This is a genomic window from Sedimentibacter saalensis (genome assembly GCF_007830175.1).
GTDB lineage: Bacteria > Bacillota > Clostridia > Tissierellales > Sedimentibacteraceae > Sedimentibacter > Sedimentibacter saalensis.
In genome coordinates this window covers 196,005-209,566 of record NZ_VLKH01000002.1, presented here as the reverse complement: position 1 = coordinate 209,566, position 13,562 = coordinate 196,005, and the positions used below count along the sequence as shown (strand labels likewise).

Annotated in this window: 16 protein-coding genes; 13 read left to right on the top strand and 3 right to left on the bottom strand. The window is 36.3% G+C overall.

Annotated elements, in window-relative coordinates; all coding sequences use genetic code 11:
* The first annotated feature begins 25 nt into the window (after positions 1 to 25).
* From LY60_RS03940 to LY60_RS03920, 5 genes are read left to right on the top strand one after another with little or no spacing between them, the layout of a single operon-like run.
* Positions 26 to 334, top strand: a complete 309-nt coding sequence (locus LY60_RS03940) for a V-type ATP synthase subunit F (RefSeq protein WP_145080293.1) — start codon at positions 26 to 28, stop codon at positions 332 to 334.
* An 8-nt stretch (positions 335 to 342) separates the two neighbouring features.
* Positions 343 to 981, top strand: a complete 639-nt coding sequence (locus LY60_RS03935) for a V-type ATP synthase subunit E (RefSeq protein ID WP_145080291.1) — start codon at positions 343 to 345, stop codon at positions 979 to 981.
* Complete coding sequence (locus tag LY60_RS03930; RefSeq protein WP_019227146.1) at positions 974 to 2,743, top strand: V-type ATP synthase subunit A; 1,770 nt, start codon at positions 974 to 976, stop codon at positions 2,741 to 2,743. Before LY60_RS03935 ends, LY60_RS03930 begins: the two co-directional genes overlap by 8 nt.
* 11 nt (positions 2,744 to 2,754) lie before the next feature.
* Positions 2,755 to 4,140 carry a V-type ATP synthase subunit B gene (locus LY60_RS03925; RefSeq protein ID WP_145080288.1) on the top strand — a complete coding sequence of 462 codons (1,386 nt, stop codon included), beginning with the start codon at positions 2,755 to 2,757 and terminating at the stop codon, positions 4,138 to 4,140.
* A 2-nt stretch (positions 4,141 to 4,142) separates the two neighbouring features.
* Positions 4,143 to 4,754: a V-type ATP synthase subunit D gene (locus LY60_RS03920; protein WP_145080285.1), complete on the top strand. Its 612-nt coding sequence runs from the start codon at positions 4,143 to 4,145 to the stop codon at positions 4,752 to 4,754.
* Positions 4,755 to 4,861: 107 nt separating this feature from the next.
* On the opposite strand, the gene LY60_RS03915 is transcribed toward LY60_RS03920, so the two are convergent.
* From LY60_RS03915 to LY60_RS03905, 3 genes are read right to left on the bottom strand one after another with little or no spacing between them, the layout of a single operon-like run.
* Positions 4,862 to 5,773, bottom strand: coding sequence for a ribonuclease Z (locus LY60_RS03915; RefSeq protein WP_145080282.1), 912 nt, complete (start codon positions 5,771 to 5,773; stop codon positions 4,862 to 4,864).
* A 53-nt stretch (positions 5,774 to 5,826) separates the two neighbouring features.
* On the bottom strand, positions 5,827 to 6,795 hold the full coding sequence (locus LY60_RS03910; protein ID WP_145080279.1) for a hypothetical protein: 969 nt from the start codon (positions 6,793 to 6,795) through the stop codon (positions 5,827 to 5,829).
* A gap of 48 nt (positions 6,796 to 6,843) precedes the next feature.
* The gene (locus tag LY60_RS03905; RefSeq protein WP_145080276.1) at positions 6,844 to 8,058 is read right to left on the bottom strand and encodes a nucleotidyltransferase; all 1,215 of its coding nucleotides are present in this window, start codon (positions 8,056 to 8,058) and stop codon (positions 6,844 to 6,846) included.
* Positions 8,059 to 8,221: 163 nt separating this feature from the next.
* On the opposite strand from LY60_RS03905, the gene cobU reads away from it, so the two are divergent.
* From cobU to acpP, 8 genes are all read left to right on the top strand, one after another.
* Entirely contained in the window at positions 8,222 to 8,815 is a 594-nt protein-coding gene (cobU, locus tag LY60_RS03900; protein WP_145080273.1) for a bifunctional adenosylcobinamide kinase/adenosylcobinamide-phosphate guanylyltransferase, read from the top strand.
* Complete coding sequence (gene cobS / locus LY60_RS03895) at positions 8,797 to 9,531, top strand: adenosylcobinamide-GDP ribazoletransferase (RefSeq protein WP_145080269.1); 735 nt, start codon at positions 8,797 to 8,799, stop codon at positions 9,529 to 9,531. Before cobU ends, cobS begins: the two co-directional genes overlap by 19 nt.
* A gap of 2 nt (positions 9,532 to 9,533) precedes the next feature.
* Entirely contained in the window at positions 9,534 to 10,139 is a 606-nt protein-coding gene (locus LY60_RS03890; protein WP_145080266.1) for a histidine phosphatase family protein, read from the top strand.
* 42 nt (positions 10,140 to 10,181) lie between these two features.
* On the top strand, positions 10,182 to 11,378 hold the full coding sequence (locus LY60_RS03885; protein ID WP_019227137.1) for an acetate/propionate family kinase: 1,197 nt from the start codon (positions 10,182 to 10,184) through the stop codon (positions 11,376 to 11,378).
* A 75-nt stretch (positions 11,379 to 11,453) separates the two neighbouring features.
* Positions 11,454 to 11,957 (top strand): YceD family protein, encoded by a 504-nt coding sequence (locus LY60_RS03880; protein WP_145080263.1) that lies wholly within the window; start codon positions 11,454 to 11,456, stop codon positions 11,955 to 11,957.
* 12 nt (positions 11,958 to 11,969) lie between these two features.
* Complete coding sequence (gene rpmF / locus LY60_RS03875; protein WP_019227135.1) at positions 11,970 to 12,149, top strand: 50S ribosomal protein L32; 180 nt, start codon at positions 11,970 to 11,972, stop codon at positions 12,147 to 12,149.
* Between the two features lie 93 nt (positions 12,150 to 12,242).
* Positions 12,243 to 13,241 (top strand): phosphate acyltransferase PlsX, encoded by a 999-nt coding sequence (gene plsX, locus LY60_RS03870; RefSeq protein ID WP_019227134.1) that lies wholly within the window; start codon positions 12,243 to 12,245, stop codon positions 13,239 to 13,241.
* Positions 13,238 to 13,477: an acyl carrier protein gene (gene acpP / locus LY60_RS03865; protein WP_019227133.1), complete on the top strand. Its 240-nt coding sequence runs from the start codon at positions 13,238 to 13,240 to the stop codon at positions 13,475 to 13,477. Before plsX ends, acpP begins: the two co-directional genes overlap by 4 nt.
* Positions 13,478 to 13,562: the final 85 nt, after the last annotated feature.

Below are 13,562 nucleotides of genomic sequence, written 5' to 3'. Positions count from 1 at the left end.
AAATCAATAGAAAAGAGAACTTAATATGAAGTCATTTTTAATAAGTGATAACAGAGACACTTGGGTAGGCTTAAGACTTGCAGGCATCAACGGAACAATTGTGCGCGACAGGGATGAAGCCAACAAAGCTTTAAAAAATGCAATGCAGGATAAGGAAATTGGAATACTGATCCTTACTGAAAAAATAGTTGACATGCTTAATGATGTGGTTATGGAAATGAAACTTAAATCTAAAACTCCACTCATTATAGAAATCCCTGACAGACATGGATCTATAAGGGAATCAAATGCCATTGCGGATAACATACGAGAATCCGTCGGCATTCATATATGAGGTGATTTATGGTTACGATAGAACAAAAATTATTACTGTTTTCCAAGCTCATAAACAATTCCATGGACAAGAGTCTCAATGAAGAATTAAAGGAAATGGAAAAGCAATATGATTTGAAAATCAAGAAAAGCATGGATGAAGCAAATCAGATGGCAAAGTCCATCGAGGAAAGAGCTGCGAAAAAGGCTGAAATGAAAAAAACTGAAAGCTTGAGCAGATCAAAGGTAATCATAAAACGAGAGATTATAGTATTAAAAGAAAAATATTATTATACTTTCATGGAAACATTCAAAAAAAGATTATCGGATTTCATTGTTTCAGAAAAGTACAAAACATATTTGAACAGCTTGATTTCAAATTTGGAAAATTTATTGAAAAGCTATGGTGAATGCAGCCTGGTTATTCAATTGACAGAAAACGACAAACAAAGGCATGCAGATTTTATCCAAAAAGAACTTTCTAAAAATAAAAGCTGCAAAAACATAGAATTTAAAACAACAAATGATATTATGGGCGGCTTCATAGCAGTTATTCCCGACAAAGACATCAAAATGGATTTGTCAATAGACGCTGTTCTTGAAGACAACAAGACATATATCATGCAGACAATATTTGAGGCTTTAGAGGCAGGTGACTTAAATGAATAGAAACGAAGGTATTGTTAACTCAATAAACGGACCTGTTGTCAAAGGGCTCAATATGGGTTCATTCAAAGTAAACGAAATGGTTACTGTAGGAACTCAAAAGCTTATAGGAGAAGTTGTTTCTTTGGACGGAGACATTGCTACTGTGCAGGTATACGAAGAAACAGAAGGACTGAAGGCAGGGGAAAAAATTTATTCAACAGGAAGCCCTTTGTCTGTAACTTTAGGTCCAGGCATGATAGGCAACATTTTTGACGGAATTCAAAGACCGTTGAACAAAATTCAAAATATGTCACAGGACTTCATTCCGGAAGGAATTGGTCTTTTGACACTGGATGAAGAAAAAAAATGGGATGTTACAATTACAGTTAAGCCAGGAGATAAATTAAAACCCGGCGAAGTTTACGCAACTGTTCAGGAAACTCAAAGAATTCTTCATAAATTGCTTGTTCCAATCAATGTAAGCGGAACAGTAAAAGAAGTTAAACCAAACGGACAATACACTATAAATGATACAGTTGTTGTTCTCACAAAAGACAACACAGAACTTTTAAACCTTACTTTGTCAACAAAATGGCCTGTAAGAAAAGCAAGACCTATAAACAGAAGAATTCCAATATACAAACCTCTTATTACAGGACAAAGAGTTATTGACTCTTTCTATCCAATAGCTAAGGGAGGAACTGTTGGTCTTCCTGGAGGATTCGGTACCGGAAAGACTGTTACTCAGCATCAGCTTGCAAAATGGTGTGATGCCGACATAATAGTCTATATAGGCTGCGGTGAACGTGGAAACGAAATGACAGACGTATTGGAAGAATTTCCAAAACTTATTGACCCTCGTACAAACAGACCGTTGATGGAAAGAACTATTCTTATAGCAAACACATCTAACATGCCTGTTGCTGCCCGTGAAGCCAGCATATACACAGGAATCACTATGGCTGAATACTTCAGAGACATGGGTTATGACGTTGCTATAATGGCAGATTCTACTTCAAGATGGGCAGAAGCTCTTCGTGAAATTTCAGGACGTCTTGAACAAATGCCTGCGGAAGAAGGATACCCGGCATATTTGCCTTCAAGGCTTGCAGAATTTTATGAAAGAGCAGGCTGTGTTAAGACTTTAAATGATGACGAAGCAACAATTACAATAATCGGAGCAGTTTCACCTCCTGGAGGGGACTTCTCAGAACCTGTTACGGAAAACACTAAGCGTTTCGTTTCAGCATTCCTGGGACTTGATAAGAAGCTTGCTTATGCAAGACATTATCCGGCAATCAACTACCTTACAAGTTATTCAGGATATGTTGACATGCTATCAGAATGGTATGAAGAAAATGTTGCTCCTGACATGCTTGAACTAAGACATAAAATGATTGTTCTTCTTCAGGAAGAAGAGAAATTAAATGAAATTGTTCAATTGGTCGGAGAAGATGTTCTTCCTAATGACCAGGCGCTGGTACTTGAAACAGCAAGAATAATCAAAAAAGGATTTTTGCAGCAAAATGCAATGCACGCGGAAGACACTTACGTTGTGCTTAAAAAACAATATTTGATGCTTAAAGTAATAGATACATTCTATGAAGAAGCATTGGCCTGCGTTAAAATTGGCATTCCGATTTCTGTAATTAGAGGCGAGTCTGTTATTCAAGATATATTGAAAATCAAATATGAAATCCCGAATGATAAATTAGAGCTGCTTGATGAATTGATGAACAAGATTGTTGATGTTTACAGCAGCTTGAGATTAAAGTATGAATAGGGAGTGTTGATATGAAAAAGGAATATTTAAAAATACAAAAAATTGCAGGCCCGTTAATAGTTCTTACAGGCATTGAAGATGCTTCCTATGGTGAAACAATAAACATCAGGGTTGATGAAAATGAAACAAGAAAAGGGAAAATAATCAAAATCGAAGGCGACAAAATAATCGCTCAGGTTTTTGAAGGAACAACAGGAATATCAACAGACAACTCTTCTGTAAAGTTTCTTGCTGAACCACTTACAATTCCTTTGTCAAAGGAAATACTTGGAAGAACATTCAATGGCGTTGGGGAACCAATAGATAATGCGTACCAGGTAATATCACCGGTAAAACAAAATATTAACGGCAGACCAATAAATCCGGTTGCAAGAAGATACCCAAAGAACTTCATTCAGACAGGTATTTCTGCAATAGATTCACTTATGACACTCATTAGAGGACAGAAGCTTCCTATATTCTCAGGAAATGGTATGTCACACAATGAACTGGCAGCTCAGATAGTTAAACAAGCTAAAATAAAGGGAGCCACAAAGGACAATTTTGCAGTTGTTTTCGGTGCAATGGGAGTTCGTCACGACGATGCAGACTACTTCAGAAAAAGCTTTGAATCTGCAGGAGTTCTGGATCACGTTGTAATGTATCTTAACACAGCAGATGCTCCTATTATAGAAAGAATTTCGACTCCAAGATGTGCCCTTACTGCAGCAGAGTATCTTGCTTTTGAAAACAACATGCACGTGCTGGTTATTTTGACAGACATGACAAGTTATGCGGAAGCTCTTCGTGAAATTTCATCAGCAAAGGAAGAAGTTCCGTCACGTAAAGGATACCCGGGATATTTGTATTCAGACCTTTCTACAATTTATGAAAGAGCCGGAATGCTTAAGAGCTGTGAAGGTTCAATAACGCTTATACCAATATTGACAATGCCTAACGATGATATAACACATCCAATACCCGACTTAACAGGATTCATCACAGAAGGACAGGTAGTTCTTAACAGGGAATTGAACCATAAGGGAATATATCCGCCGATAGACATTCTGCCGTCACTTTCACGTCTAATGAAGGACGGTATAGGTGCTGAATATACAAGAGAAGACCATTCAGACCTGCAGAGCCAGATTTACGCTTCATATTCAAAGGTTCAGGACATACGAAGCCTTTCTCAGATAATCGGTGAAGACGATCTGGGAGAAACAGATAAATTATATCTGCAGTTCGGACGTGAGCTTGAAAACAAATTTATAGCTCAGGACAAGAATGAAAACAGAAACATAAATGAAACTCTTGACCTTGGATGGTATGTTTTGTCAATATTGCCTGAAACAGAACTTGATCGTGTGAAACCTGAAATGTTGTCTAAATATTACGTACACAACAGGGAGAGATAGTTATGGCAGTGATGGTTGCACCTACAAAATCTAACCTAATAAAAGCAAAGTCATCCCTTGAGCTTTCAAAAAAGGGATATGAGCTTTTAGATAAAAAAAGGAACATTCTTATAAAAGAAATGATGGTATTTGTAGACAAGGCACGAAGCATGCAAAATGAAATTTATGACGTAATGGTTGAAGCTTATGCAGTATTGCAAAAAGCAAACATGACATTGGGTGTAAAAAATGTTGAAGACATAAGCTATGGCATACCCACTGACGAACACTACGACATTCTTTTAAAAAGCGTCATGGGCGTGGACATTCCCACACTGAAGTACAAGGAAGATGACATTCTTCCTGCCTATGGCTTTTATTCAACAAATGCATCTCTCGATGAAGCAAGACAGATGTTTTGTAAAGCAAAGCTTAAAATGTACGAACTGGCAGAAATTGAAAATTCAGTTTTCAAGCTTGCCAAGGAAATACAAAAAACACAAAAAAGAACAAATGCCTTGCAGCATGTTCAAATACCAAAGTACAGAGAACAGGTAAAATACATCCAGGAAGTCTTGGAAGAAAAGGAAAGAGAAGACTTCTTCCGTCTGAAAAGATTGAAAGGAAAGAAATAAATACAATTAAGAATTAAGAATTAAGAATTATTGGTTGGGATTGTGCTGCGGCACAATCCCTTCTTTTAATTCTTCAGCATAACTCTTCATTCTTAATTAATATTTTGCTATTCTGCTGGTTTGAATTCTTTATGCATCAAATCAATGCCGATGTGGGTGTTTGGAAATATAACTTTTGCAAATTTTATGTATTCACCGGGATTTGGCATGGCAGGGCTGAAATGAGTGAGCCAAAGCTCTTTTACATTGGAATCACGTGCAATTTCAGCAGCTTCCGAAAAAATCATGTGCATTTTTTCTGATGTTTTTTCTTTCTGCTCATCATCTCCGTACATTCCTTCGCATATGAACAAATCTGAGTTTCTCACAATTTTATTTATCCAATCAACAGGTCTTGTGTCAGTTACATAGGATATTTTAATGGGGGTTCTTTCTTCTCCTAAGACCATGTCAGGAGTAATTGTTTTGTCCATGACTTTTACACTTTCTCCGCCATGCAGAGTTTTCCAGAAGTTTACTGGAATATTCAATTGTCGTGCCTTTTCAGGGTTGAAGTGAGGCTTTAACTTAAGCTCAAGACTGTAACCAACGCAGTTCATGTGATGTTTAAGAGGTATGGATGTTATATTCAGCCCTATCTGCTCAAATTCAACTGGTTTTGTATCATGAAGCTCTGACATTCTCACTTCAAATGGAAGATAACCGCACACAACCAGCAATGAGTTTATAATATTCATACTTCCTCTTGGACCTATAATGTCTAAGGGTTCTGTTCTTCCGCTGTTTCCAATTGTCAGCAAAAGTCCCGGAAGTCCGGTTACGTGATCTGCATGGCAGTGGGTGAGCAGTATCACATCAATTTTACTAATGCTGATTTTCCCCTTGTGAAGAGAAACCTGTGTTCCTTCTCCGCAGTCAATAAGAATTTTTCTTCCGTTATATTCAATTACGCATGATGCCAGAAATCTGTCGGGAAGAGGAATCATGCCGCCTGTTCCTGTAATTATAACATTTATCATTTTATCACCTTGTATATATGCTGTTACCATTATACATATTATTTGTTGTATAATCAATATATATTCCCTGCAAAAATGAACATGAGCGTGCATATGAGTGAAGACATGACGCCTTGCATGAATTTATAAAATATGTAGCTTTTAGCGTCAAAATCAAATTCATCCACTACGGCCATTGTCTGAAAGATTACTGACATTCCAGAAAAGCTTATGAGAAAATTAATTACTATGAGTTTTATTTCAAGAGGAACAAATGATGAAGATGTAATGATGCTGCAGCCGTTTGTAAGTTCCAGGCACCCAATCAAAAGAGAATAAATGATGTCACTTATGTACATTTTAAGATTAAGTAAAGCTGCAATGCTTTCCAGACTGTCACTTAAAAAGTGTGATATAACCGAAAAAATAACAATGACTCCGCCCACTGATAATATGCTTGAAACTGATTTGTAAATAGCAGTGCTGAAAGCTTTGTTAAAAGACATGACTGGTTTTCTCAAGGCGCTTATGTTCATTCCAAGCCTAGACTCTTTTTTTGACATCATCATTCCTATTGCCAGAGCACCGAGAAAATGCGGAATTGCAATGAAACGGTACAGATGAAAATCACCCAGCATTGAAAATGATACAGCTCCTGCAATGAATTGAAAACTGCAGTCATTTGCAAATACGGTCAGATAATTAGCTTCTTCTTCATTTATTCGTTTGCCTCCTGCCATTATGTTCACAGCCATGGCTCCTGAAGGGTAGCCTGATATGAAACTTATGAAAAATGGAATGAGAGCAAACTTGCTTTTAAAAAGTTTAGTTGACAAATAAGACATGCGCCCGAACAAACTGTACAAGAAGTTGTACTGAAGCAGGATGTTTGACAATACAGACATTGGAAACAAAAATGGAACTATGTTGTTAACCCAAATGTTAAGTCCTCTGAAAGCTCCTTCAGACACAATGTCAGGTTTTAGTATAAATAAGCTTATAAAAACTAAAATAAGAACAGGAATAAAGTTTCGCTTCAACATAATACAACCCCCATAACACATTTTATTGCATTCAGGGGGAAATATGAATTATTTATCATTTATATATACAGCATTTTCCTTGTATTCAACATTTGTCTCACGGTTTCTGAAAGGCAGGTAGTACAAGTTTGTTGATTTGTTTGTGAGGCGGAACAGGGGAATGTCTTCAGCAGCTAATCTGTTTTTTTTGTAGTCTGAAAAACGGTTTATTGCTGCAGTGTTAAATGTTCTTGCATGTTTTATTACATTTCTTCCCACATTGTTAAAAGCTAATACCTTAACATATTCATGATTATTAGGCAACATAAAATATTTTATGTCATTATGTTTAATGTCTAAAATTATATTAAGCATAGCACGCCTTAACTTGGAATATGTGTAACGCTTGGATTTAAGGCTCATGATGAAATCATCCATTGTTGAATGTTTGTAGACATTGTCATATATTTTATTGTTGAGGCCTTCTGAAACTTCAAATATTTCACTAAGTCCATCAGCACCCAGATCAATTATCTTGTAGTACAAAATATCCACATAATTATCAAGACTATTAAACCCATTGAATTTTTCGTAAAAATCCTCAATTAATTCTATGCTTTTTTCTGTGGCACTTATGTTTTGAGAAGAACGAGATAAAATTGCTTTTCTGATTGCAGTGGCGCTGTCAAAGAGTCCTGATATATCTTCATCGTTATGATTTTTCCCCATGCGCCTTACAGGGTAAAAGTCCCACTTTAAGTCTTGCTTCATGACGCTTTTCATGTATTCAACAGCCAGCACATTGTTTGGGGAAAGAACCGTATCACGTGATTCTTCTCCAAGGATTAATTTCAATGCATTTGTCATGGCGGCTGGAAATGATATTCCTTTTTTTATTTCTTCTTTCAAAATTTTAACATATGTATCTGAAAGCTGTGTCTTGGCAATTTTTAAAAGCATTTTGGGGTCTTCATTTTCGCAGCCAAAGCTCAAAGACGTTACATGAAGCTTTTTTAATTCATTTACTGCTGCAAAAGCAAACATTTCTGCATTCTGGCATGAAAAAGGCATGGGAAGTTCAATGACGATGTCGGCTCCTGCATGGACGGCTGCCTCAGCACGTCTGAATTTGTCTATTATTGCCGGTTCTCCGCGCTGCACGAAATTTCCGCTCATAACAACAGCAACTGCATCGCAGCCTGATAATTCACGTGCTTTATTCAGCTGATATTCATGACCCATGTGAAAGGGGTTGTATTCTGCTACAATACCGGTTATTTTCATAGTTCACCTTTAATCGTTTTACTATATATTAATTTTATTTTATGATAAAGTCAAACAAAACAGGAATTAATTCATACATTTTTTTGCAGAAATTTGTTTGATTTTTGCATTTTAAATGTTATAATACTAGAGTTAATGGTAAAAATTATAAAATGGTGAAATTATGAGCGTGACATTTGTAATAGGCGGAGCAAGAAGCGGTAAAAGCACATTTGCAGAAATGAAAGCAAAAGAATATGCTGAAAACGTGCTGTACCTGGCTACGGCAGTAGTTACTGACCAGGCTATGGCTGACAGAGTAAGAAAACATAAAGAGCAGCGTCCAAAATCATGGAGCACTCTTGAAATGTACAGGGATTTTAAAAATCTTGTTAATTTCCCGGAGTTTACGAATTCTGATGCCATAATGATTGACTGCATCACAACACTGATTGGTAACTTCATGTTTGACAGCAAGCTTGACTTTGATCTTTGCAGCATTGAAAAAGTCAATGAACTTGAGGAAAAAATAACTCTTGAAGTTATGTCATTGATTGAAGTATGCAACTGTAACAACAAAAAACTCATTATTGTTTCAAACGAAACAGGTATGGGAGTTGTTCCTTCTTATTATATGGGAAATTATTTCAGAGATATAAGCGGGAGAATCAACAGCAAAATAAGCCACAGGTCAGATTTCATGTATTTTATATTTTCAGGCATTCCCATCAAACTTAAACATAAGGGAGAAATGGTAAAATGGCCTCAGGATTTCTAACTTTGATTTCATTTTTTACCCGCATTCCTGTGGGAAGAAAAATCACATACGATGAAAATAATTTCAAAAGAGCATTGTCCTTGTACTCTCTTATGGGAGCAGTCATAGGAATTTTGCTTGTTGCAGTTTACTTTTTATTCGGCAGGACATACATAGCTTTTTTAAGAGGTCTTGTTCTTACAATCGGATATGTTGCAATAACCGGAGGCATTCACCTTGATGGAGCTGCCGATACCTCTGACGGACTGTTTTCAGGAAGGACAGGAGAACGGGTATTTGAAATCATGAGTGATTCTCACATAGGAGCATTTGGAGTTATATGTCTTATTGTGATACTTCTTTCGCAGTTTGTTTTGTTTTCTTTTGCTGACATGTTCACATGTTTCTTGATGCCGGTTGTGGGAAGAGCATGCCTTGCTGTCTCATGCCTGGGTAAAAAATATGCAAAAAAAACAAAAGGAATGGGTACAACATTCATAGAGTCCATGGATATGAAAACAGTGGCTGTCAATTTGATATTTTTGGCTATTTTTGTTGTTATAACCCCTTACAGGATGATATTTGCAGTATCATGTTTTGCGACAATCGCAGCAACACTTTTCACAGCGGGGTGGATTGAAGACAAAATTGGCGGAATGACAGGGGATACATGCGGTTTTATCATTGAAACAAGCCAAATAATTTTTATGATATTAGTACTTTTTTTAAAAGGATAATTATGATATACTTAGTTCGGCATGGGGAATCCCTGTCCAATATAACAAAAAGATACAGCGGCATAACTGATGTGGAACTGTCAGAAAACGGCAGGGATCAGGCGCTTATAGCTGCAATGAATTTAAAAGATGCTCATATTTCAAATATATTCTCAAGCCCTCTTAAGAGAGCATTTGATACTGCAAAAATCATTTCAATAGAAAACAATTTTGACATAAATAAAATTGCTGTAGAAAAAAAACTTATTGAAGTGAATTTTGGAATTTTTGAAAATATGACATGGGAAGAAATGCGGGAAAATCACCTGGAAGAAACTGAAAAATGGATTTCTTTAAGACATAAATATAAATTTCCTCAAGGGGAATCATATGAAGACATAATAAAAAGAGTATCTGGTTTTTTTGATAAGGTTCCTGACAATTCCGTTGTGGTAACTCACTTCGGCGTAATACAGTCGGCTTTGCTCTACCTTAAAATTGCCGACGATAAAGATTTGTGGAAATATGAAATATCAAACTGCGATATTGTGGTATTAAACAATAACAAATTTGAAAAAATAATTAAATGCTGTCCGGAAACGGCATCAGCAAATGACAAAAGTTTTTAAAATCTTTTGATTTTATATATAAATAACTCATGGAGGAATAAAATGAATGTATTAGTAATTAACTGCGGAAGTTCATCATTAAAATACCAGTTAATAAATATGAATGATGAAAGTGTATTGGCTAAAGGTCTTGTTGAAAGAATAGGTATCGAAGGCAGTGTTTTAAAACATGAAAAAACAGGAATGGATAAGGTTGTTATCCAGGAACCTATGAAAGACCACAAGGATGCAATCAATCATGTGTTGACTGCTCTTGTTGATGCTAACTACGGAGCTGTTAAGTCATTAGATGAAGTTGATGCTGTTGGACACAGAGTTGTACACGGCGGAGAAAAATTTGCAGATTCAGTACTTATTACTGATGAAGTTATAAAGGCTATGAAGGAATGCATTGAACTTGCACCTCTTCACAACCCACCAAACATAATCGGTATTGAAGCTTGCCAGGAATTGTTGCCATCAGTACCTATGGTAGGAGTATTCGACACAGCTTTCCACCAGACAATGCCTCCTGTATCTTACATATATCCGCTTCCATACGAATTATATGAAGAACTTGGAATCAGAAGATATGGATTCCACGGAACATCTCACAAATATGTTTCTGAAAGAGTTGAAGCTTTAACAGGCAAAGAACTTGAAGGAATGAAAATAATCACTTGCCATTTAGGTAACGGAGCAAGTCTTACAGCTATAAAAGATGGAAAATCATTTGACACAAGTATGGGAATGACTCCTCTTGAAGGACTTGTAATGGGAACAAGATGCGGAGACATAGACCCTGCAATAGTTACATTCCTAATGAACAAGAAAAATATTTCAGCTGAACAAGTTGATAACCTCATGAACAAAAAATCAGGAGTTCTTGGAATTTCAGGCGTAAGCAGCGACTTCAGAGACATTGAGGGTGCAGCAGATGAAGGAAATACAAGAGCACAGCTTGCTTTGGACAAATTTGCGTACACAGTTAAGAAATATATAGGTTCATATGCTGCAGCAATGGGCGGCGTTGATGTATTGGTATTCACAGCCGGTCTTGGTGAAAACTCTGCTCCTGCAAGAAAACAGGTTTGTGAAGGACTTGAATTCCTTGGAGTTGAAATAGATGATGCAAAAAACAACACAAGAGGAAAAGAAGCAGAAATTTCCAAAGATAACTCAAAAGTTAAAGTATATGTTATTCCTACAAACGAGGAATTGATGATAGCAAGAGACACAAAAGCACTTGCACACAAATAAAAGTGTAAAATAAATTGCTTGACAAAAGATTTAATTTCTCTTATAATTAACTCTGCGAATGAAAAGGGTGGTACTATGTTAATTCGAGTAAATAAGTTTTTATCATCTGATGCATTATCTTTTAATGTTAATGAAAATTTTGTCATAGATGACGAAGATTTTTTAGCAAAAACACATCTTGATAAGAACATTGAATTCAGCGGAGATATTTTCAAGGTTGAAGACAGTGTTTTGTTAACGGGCACAATCAAGTACACCTTTGCGGATGTTTGTGCAAGGTGCCTGGAAGACTTTGACAATACTGTTGTAACAAAGTTTGAAGCGGTTATTGTGTCAAAATTAAGCGAAGATGAAGAATCTGATGAAATTCAGCTAGTAATTACAGACGGATGTGTTAATTTGGACGAAATTATAAAACAGATGATTTATTTGTCCATGCCTATGAAGTCCTTGTGCAAACAAGACTGCAAAGGTATATGCCCGACTTGCGGAGTAAATTTAAATTTAGAAGAATGCAAATGCGAAAACAATTTAACAGATCCGCGATTTAATAAATTAAAAGACCTGTTGAAGGATTAAGGAGGTGTTACAATGGCAGTACCTAAGAGAAAAACTTCCAAAGCTAGAAGAGATAGAAGAAGAACTGCGAAATCTAGATTAACAGTTCCAAATACTATAGAATGCCCACAGTGTCATGAACCAAAGCTTCCTCACAGAGTATGTGGAGCTTGTGGATTTTATAACGGCAAAGAAGTTATGAGCGTTGAGTAAAAAGTAGTGCGAATGCACTATTTTTTTATTGCAAAACAAATGCGTCTACGTTATACTAGTCTATGAGAAAAATATAGGAACAAGAGGTGCTATATGAAAGTCGCAGTAGACGCCATGGGTGGTGACAATGCGCCTGAGGCTATTGTCAAGGGCAGCATACTTGCCAGAGATGAGTACAACTTAAGTGTTATACTTTCCGGAAAAGAAAAGGAAGTAAAACAATTACTTGAAAAGTACACATCAAGCTTTAACAAAATTGAAATTATTAATGCAGAAGAAGTTATCACTAACGATGACAAGCCTGTAATGGCAATCAGGCGAAAGAAAGATTCATCATTGGTGGTAGCATGCAATGCAGTTAAAAATAAAGAAGCTGATGCTGTTGTTTCTGCCGGAAGCACAGGAGCGCTGTTAAGCGGAGGAACACTCATTGTCGGAAGAATTGAAGGTATTCAAAGACCTGCAATAGGCTCGCTCATACCAAACATGAGCGGAGGTTTTGCACTTTTAATTGATTCCGGCGCAAATGTGGATTCAAAACCCGAATTTCTATATGATTTCGCTATGATGGGAGACATATACCTCAAAAAAGTCATGAACGTTGAAAATCCCCGTATTGCCCTGGCCAACATCGGAGCAGAGAAATCAAAGGGAGACAAATTAACTGTCGAAACTTATGAACTTCTTGAAAACACAAAATTACCAATGAATTTTATCGGTAATATTGAAGCAAGAGAAATACTTCAGGGAAAAGCGGATATAATAGTTTGTGACGGCTTTGTTGGTAATATGATTTTAAAAACTTTAGAGGGAACTGTGCTGGAACTTATGAAGGGACTCAAGAATGAACTTATGTCATCAACGAGGACAAAAATAGGCGCAGCACTTATAAAGCCTGCATTGATGAATTTCAAAAACAAATTTGATTATTCAGAACATGGAGGAGCACCTTTATTGGGAGTAAAAGCTCCTGTAATAAAAGCTCATGGAAGTTCCGACGAAAAAGCAATTAAAAATGCCATTCGTCAGGCTAAAATGTGCTGCGAGAGCAATGTAAATGAATTGATTGAAGAAAGTATAACAAGGAGGTGATTGATGTGTTTGAAAGAATTAAAGAGCTTATAGCTGATAAATTAGGTGTTGATCCTGAAGATATAACACTGGAAACATCTTTTACAGATGACCTGGAAGCTGATTCTATAACATTGTTTGAATTGGTAATGGCTATCGAAGACGAATTTGATATCGAAATTGATGACGAGAGCATTGAACAAATCAATACAGTGGGAGATATTGTCAATTACTTAGAAGAAAGCATTGATATGTAATTATATTTATTTTATAATAATATATTGAGAACATAATTTAGGGACGCAGAAATGCGTCCTGTATATTAAATTAAGTTATAATTAT

Coding starts and splice junctions, on each gene's coding strand:
- LY60_RS03940 (WP_145080293.1), top strand. CDS start 26: ATGAAGTCATTTTTAATAAGTGATAACAGAGACACTTGGGTAGGCTTA.
- LY60_RS03910 (WP_145080279.1), bottom strand. CDS start 6,795: ATGTTGAAGCGAAACTTTATTCCTGTTCTTATTTTAGTTTTTATAAGC.
- LY60_RS03890 (WP_145080266.1), top strand. CDS start 9,534: ATGATATACTTAGTTCGGCATGGGGAATCCCTGTCCAATATAACAAAA.
- LY60_RS03915 (WP_145080282.1), bottom strand. CDS start 5,773: ATGATAAATGTTATAATTACAGGAACAGGCGGCATGATTCCTCTTCCC.
- cobS (WP_145080269.1), top strand. CDS start 8,797: ATGGCCTCAGGATTTCTAACTTTGATTTCATTTTTTACCCGCATTCCT.
- LY60_RS03935 (WP_145080291.1), top strand. CDS start 343: ATGGTTACGATAGAACAAAAATTATTACTGTTTTCCAAGCTCATAAAC.
- plsX (WP_019227134.1), top strand. CDS start 12,243: ATGAAAGTCGCAGTAGACGCCATGGGTGGTGACAATGCGCCTGAGGCT.
- LY60_RS03920 (WP_145080285.1), top strand. CDS start 4,143: ATGGCAGTGATGGTTGCACCTACAAAATCTAACCTAATAAAAGCAAAG.
- LY60_RS03925 (WP_145080288.1), top strand. CDS start 2,755: ATGAAAAAGGAATATTTAAAAATACAAAAAATTGCAGGCCCGTTAATA.
- rpmF (WP_019227135.1), top strand. CDS start 11,970: ATGGCAGTACCTAAGAGAAAAACTTCCAAAGCTAGAAGAGATAGAAGA.
- LY60_RS03930 (WP_019227146.1), top strand. CDS start 974: ATGAATAGAAACGAAGGTATTGTTAACTCAATAAACGGACCTGTTGTC.
- cobU (WP_145080273.1), top strand. CDS start 8,222: ATGAGCGTGACATTTGTAATAGGCGGAGCAAGAAGCGGTAAAAGCACA.
- LY60_RS03885 (WP_019227137.1), top strand. CDS start 10,182: ATGAATGTATTAGTAATTAACTGCGGAAGTTCATCATTAAAATACCAG.
- LY60_RS03880 (WP_145080263.1), top strand. CDS start 11,454: ATGTTAATTCGAGTAAATAAGTTTTTATCATCTGATGCATTATCTTTT.
- LY60_RS03905 (WP_145080276.1), bottom strand. CDS start 8,058: ATGAAAATAACCGGTATTGTAGCAGAATACAACCCCTTTCACATGGGT.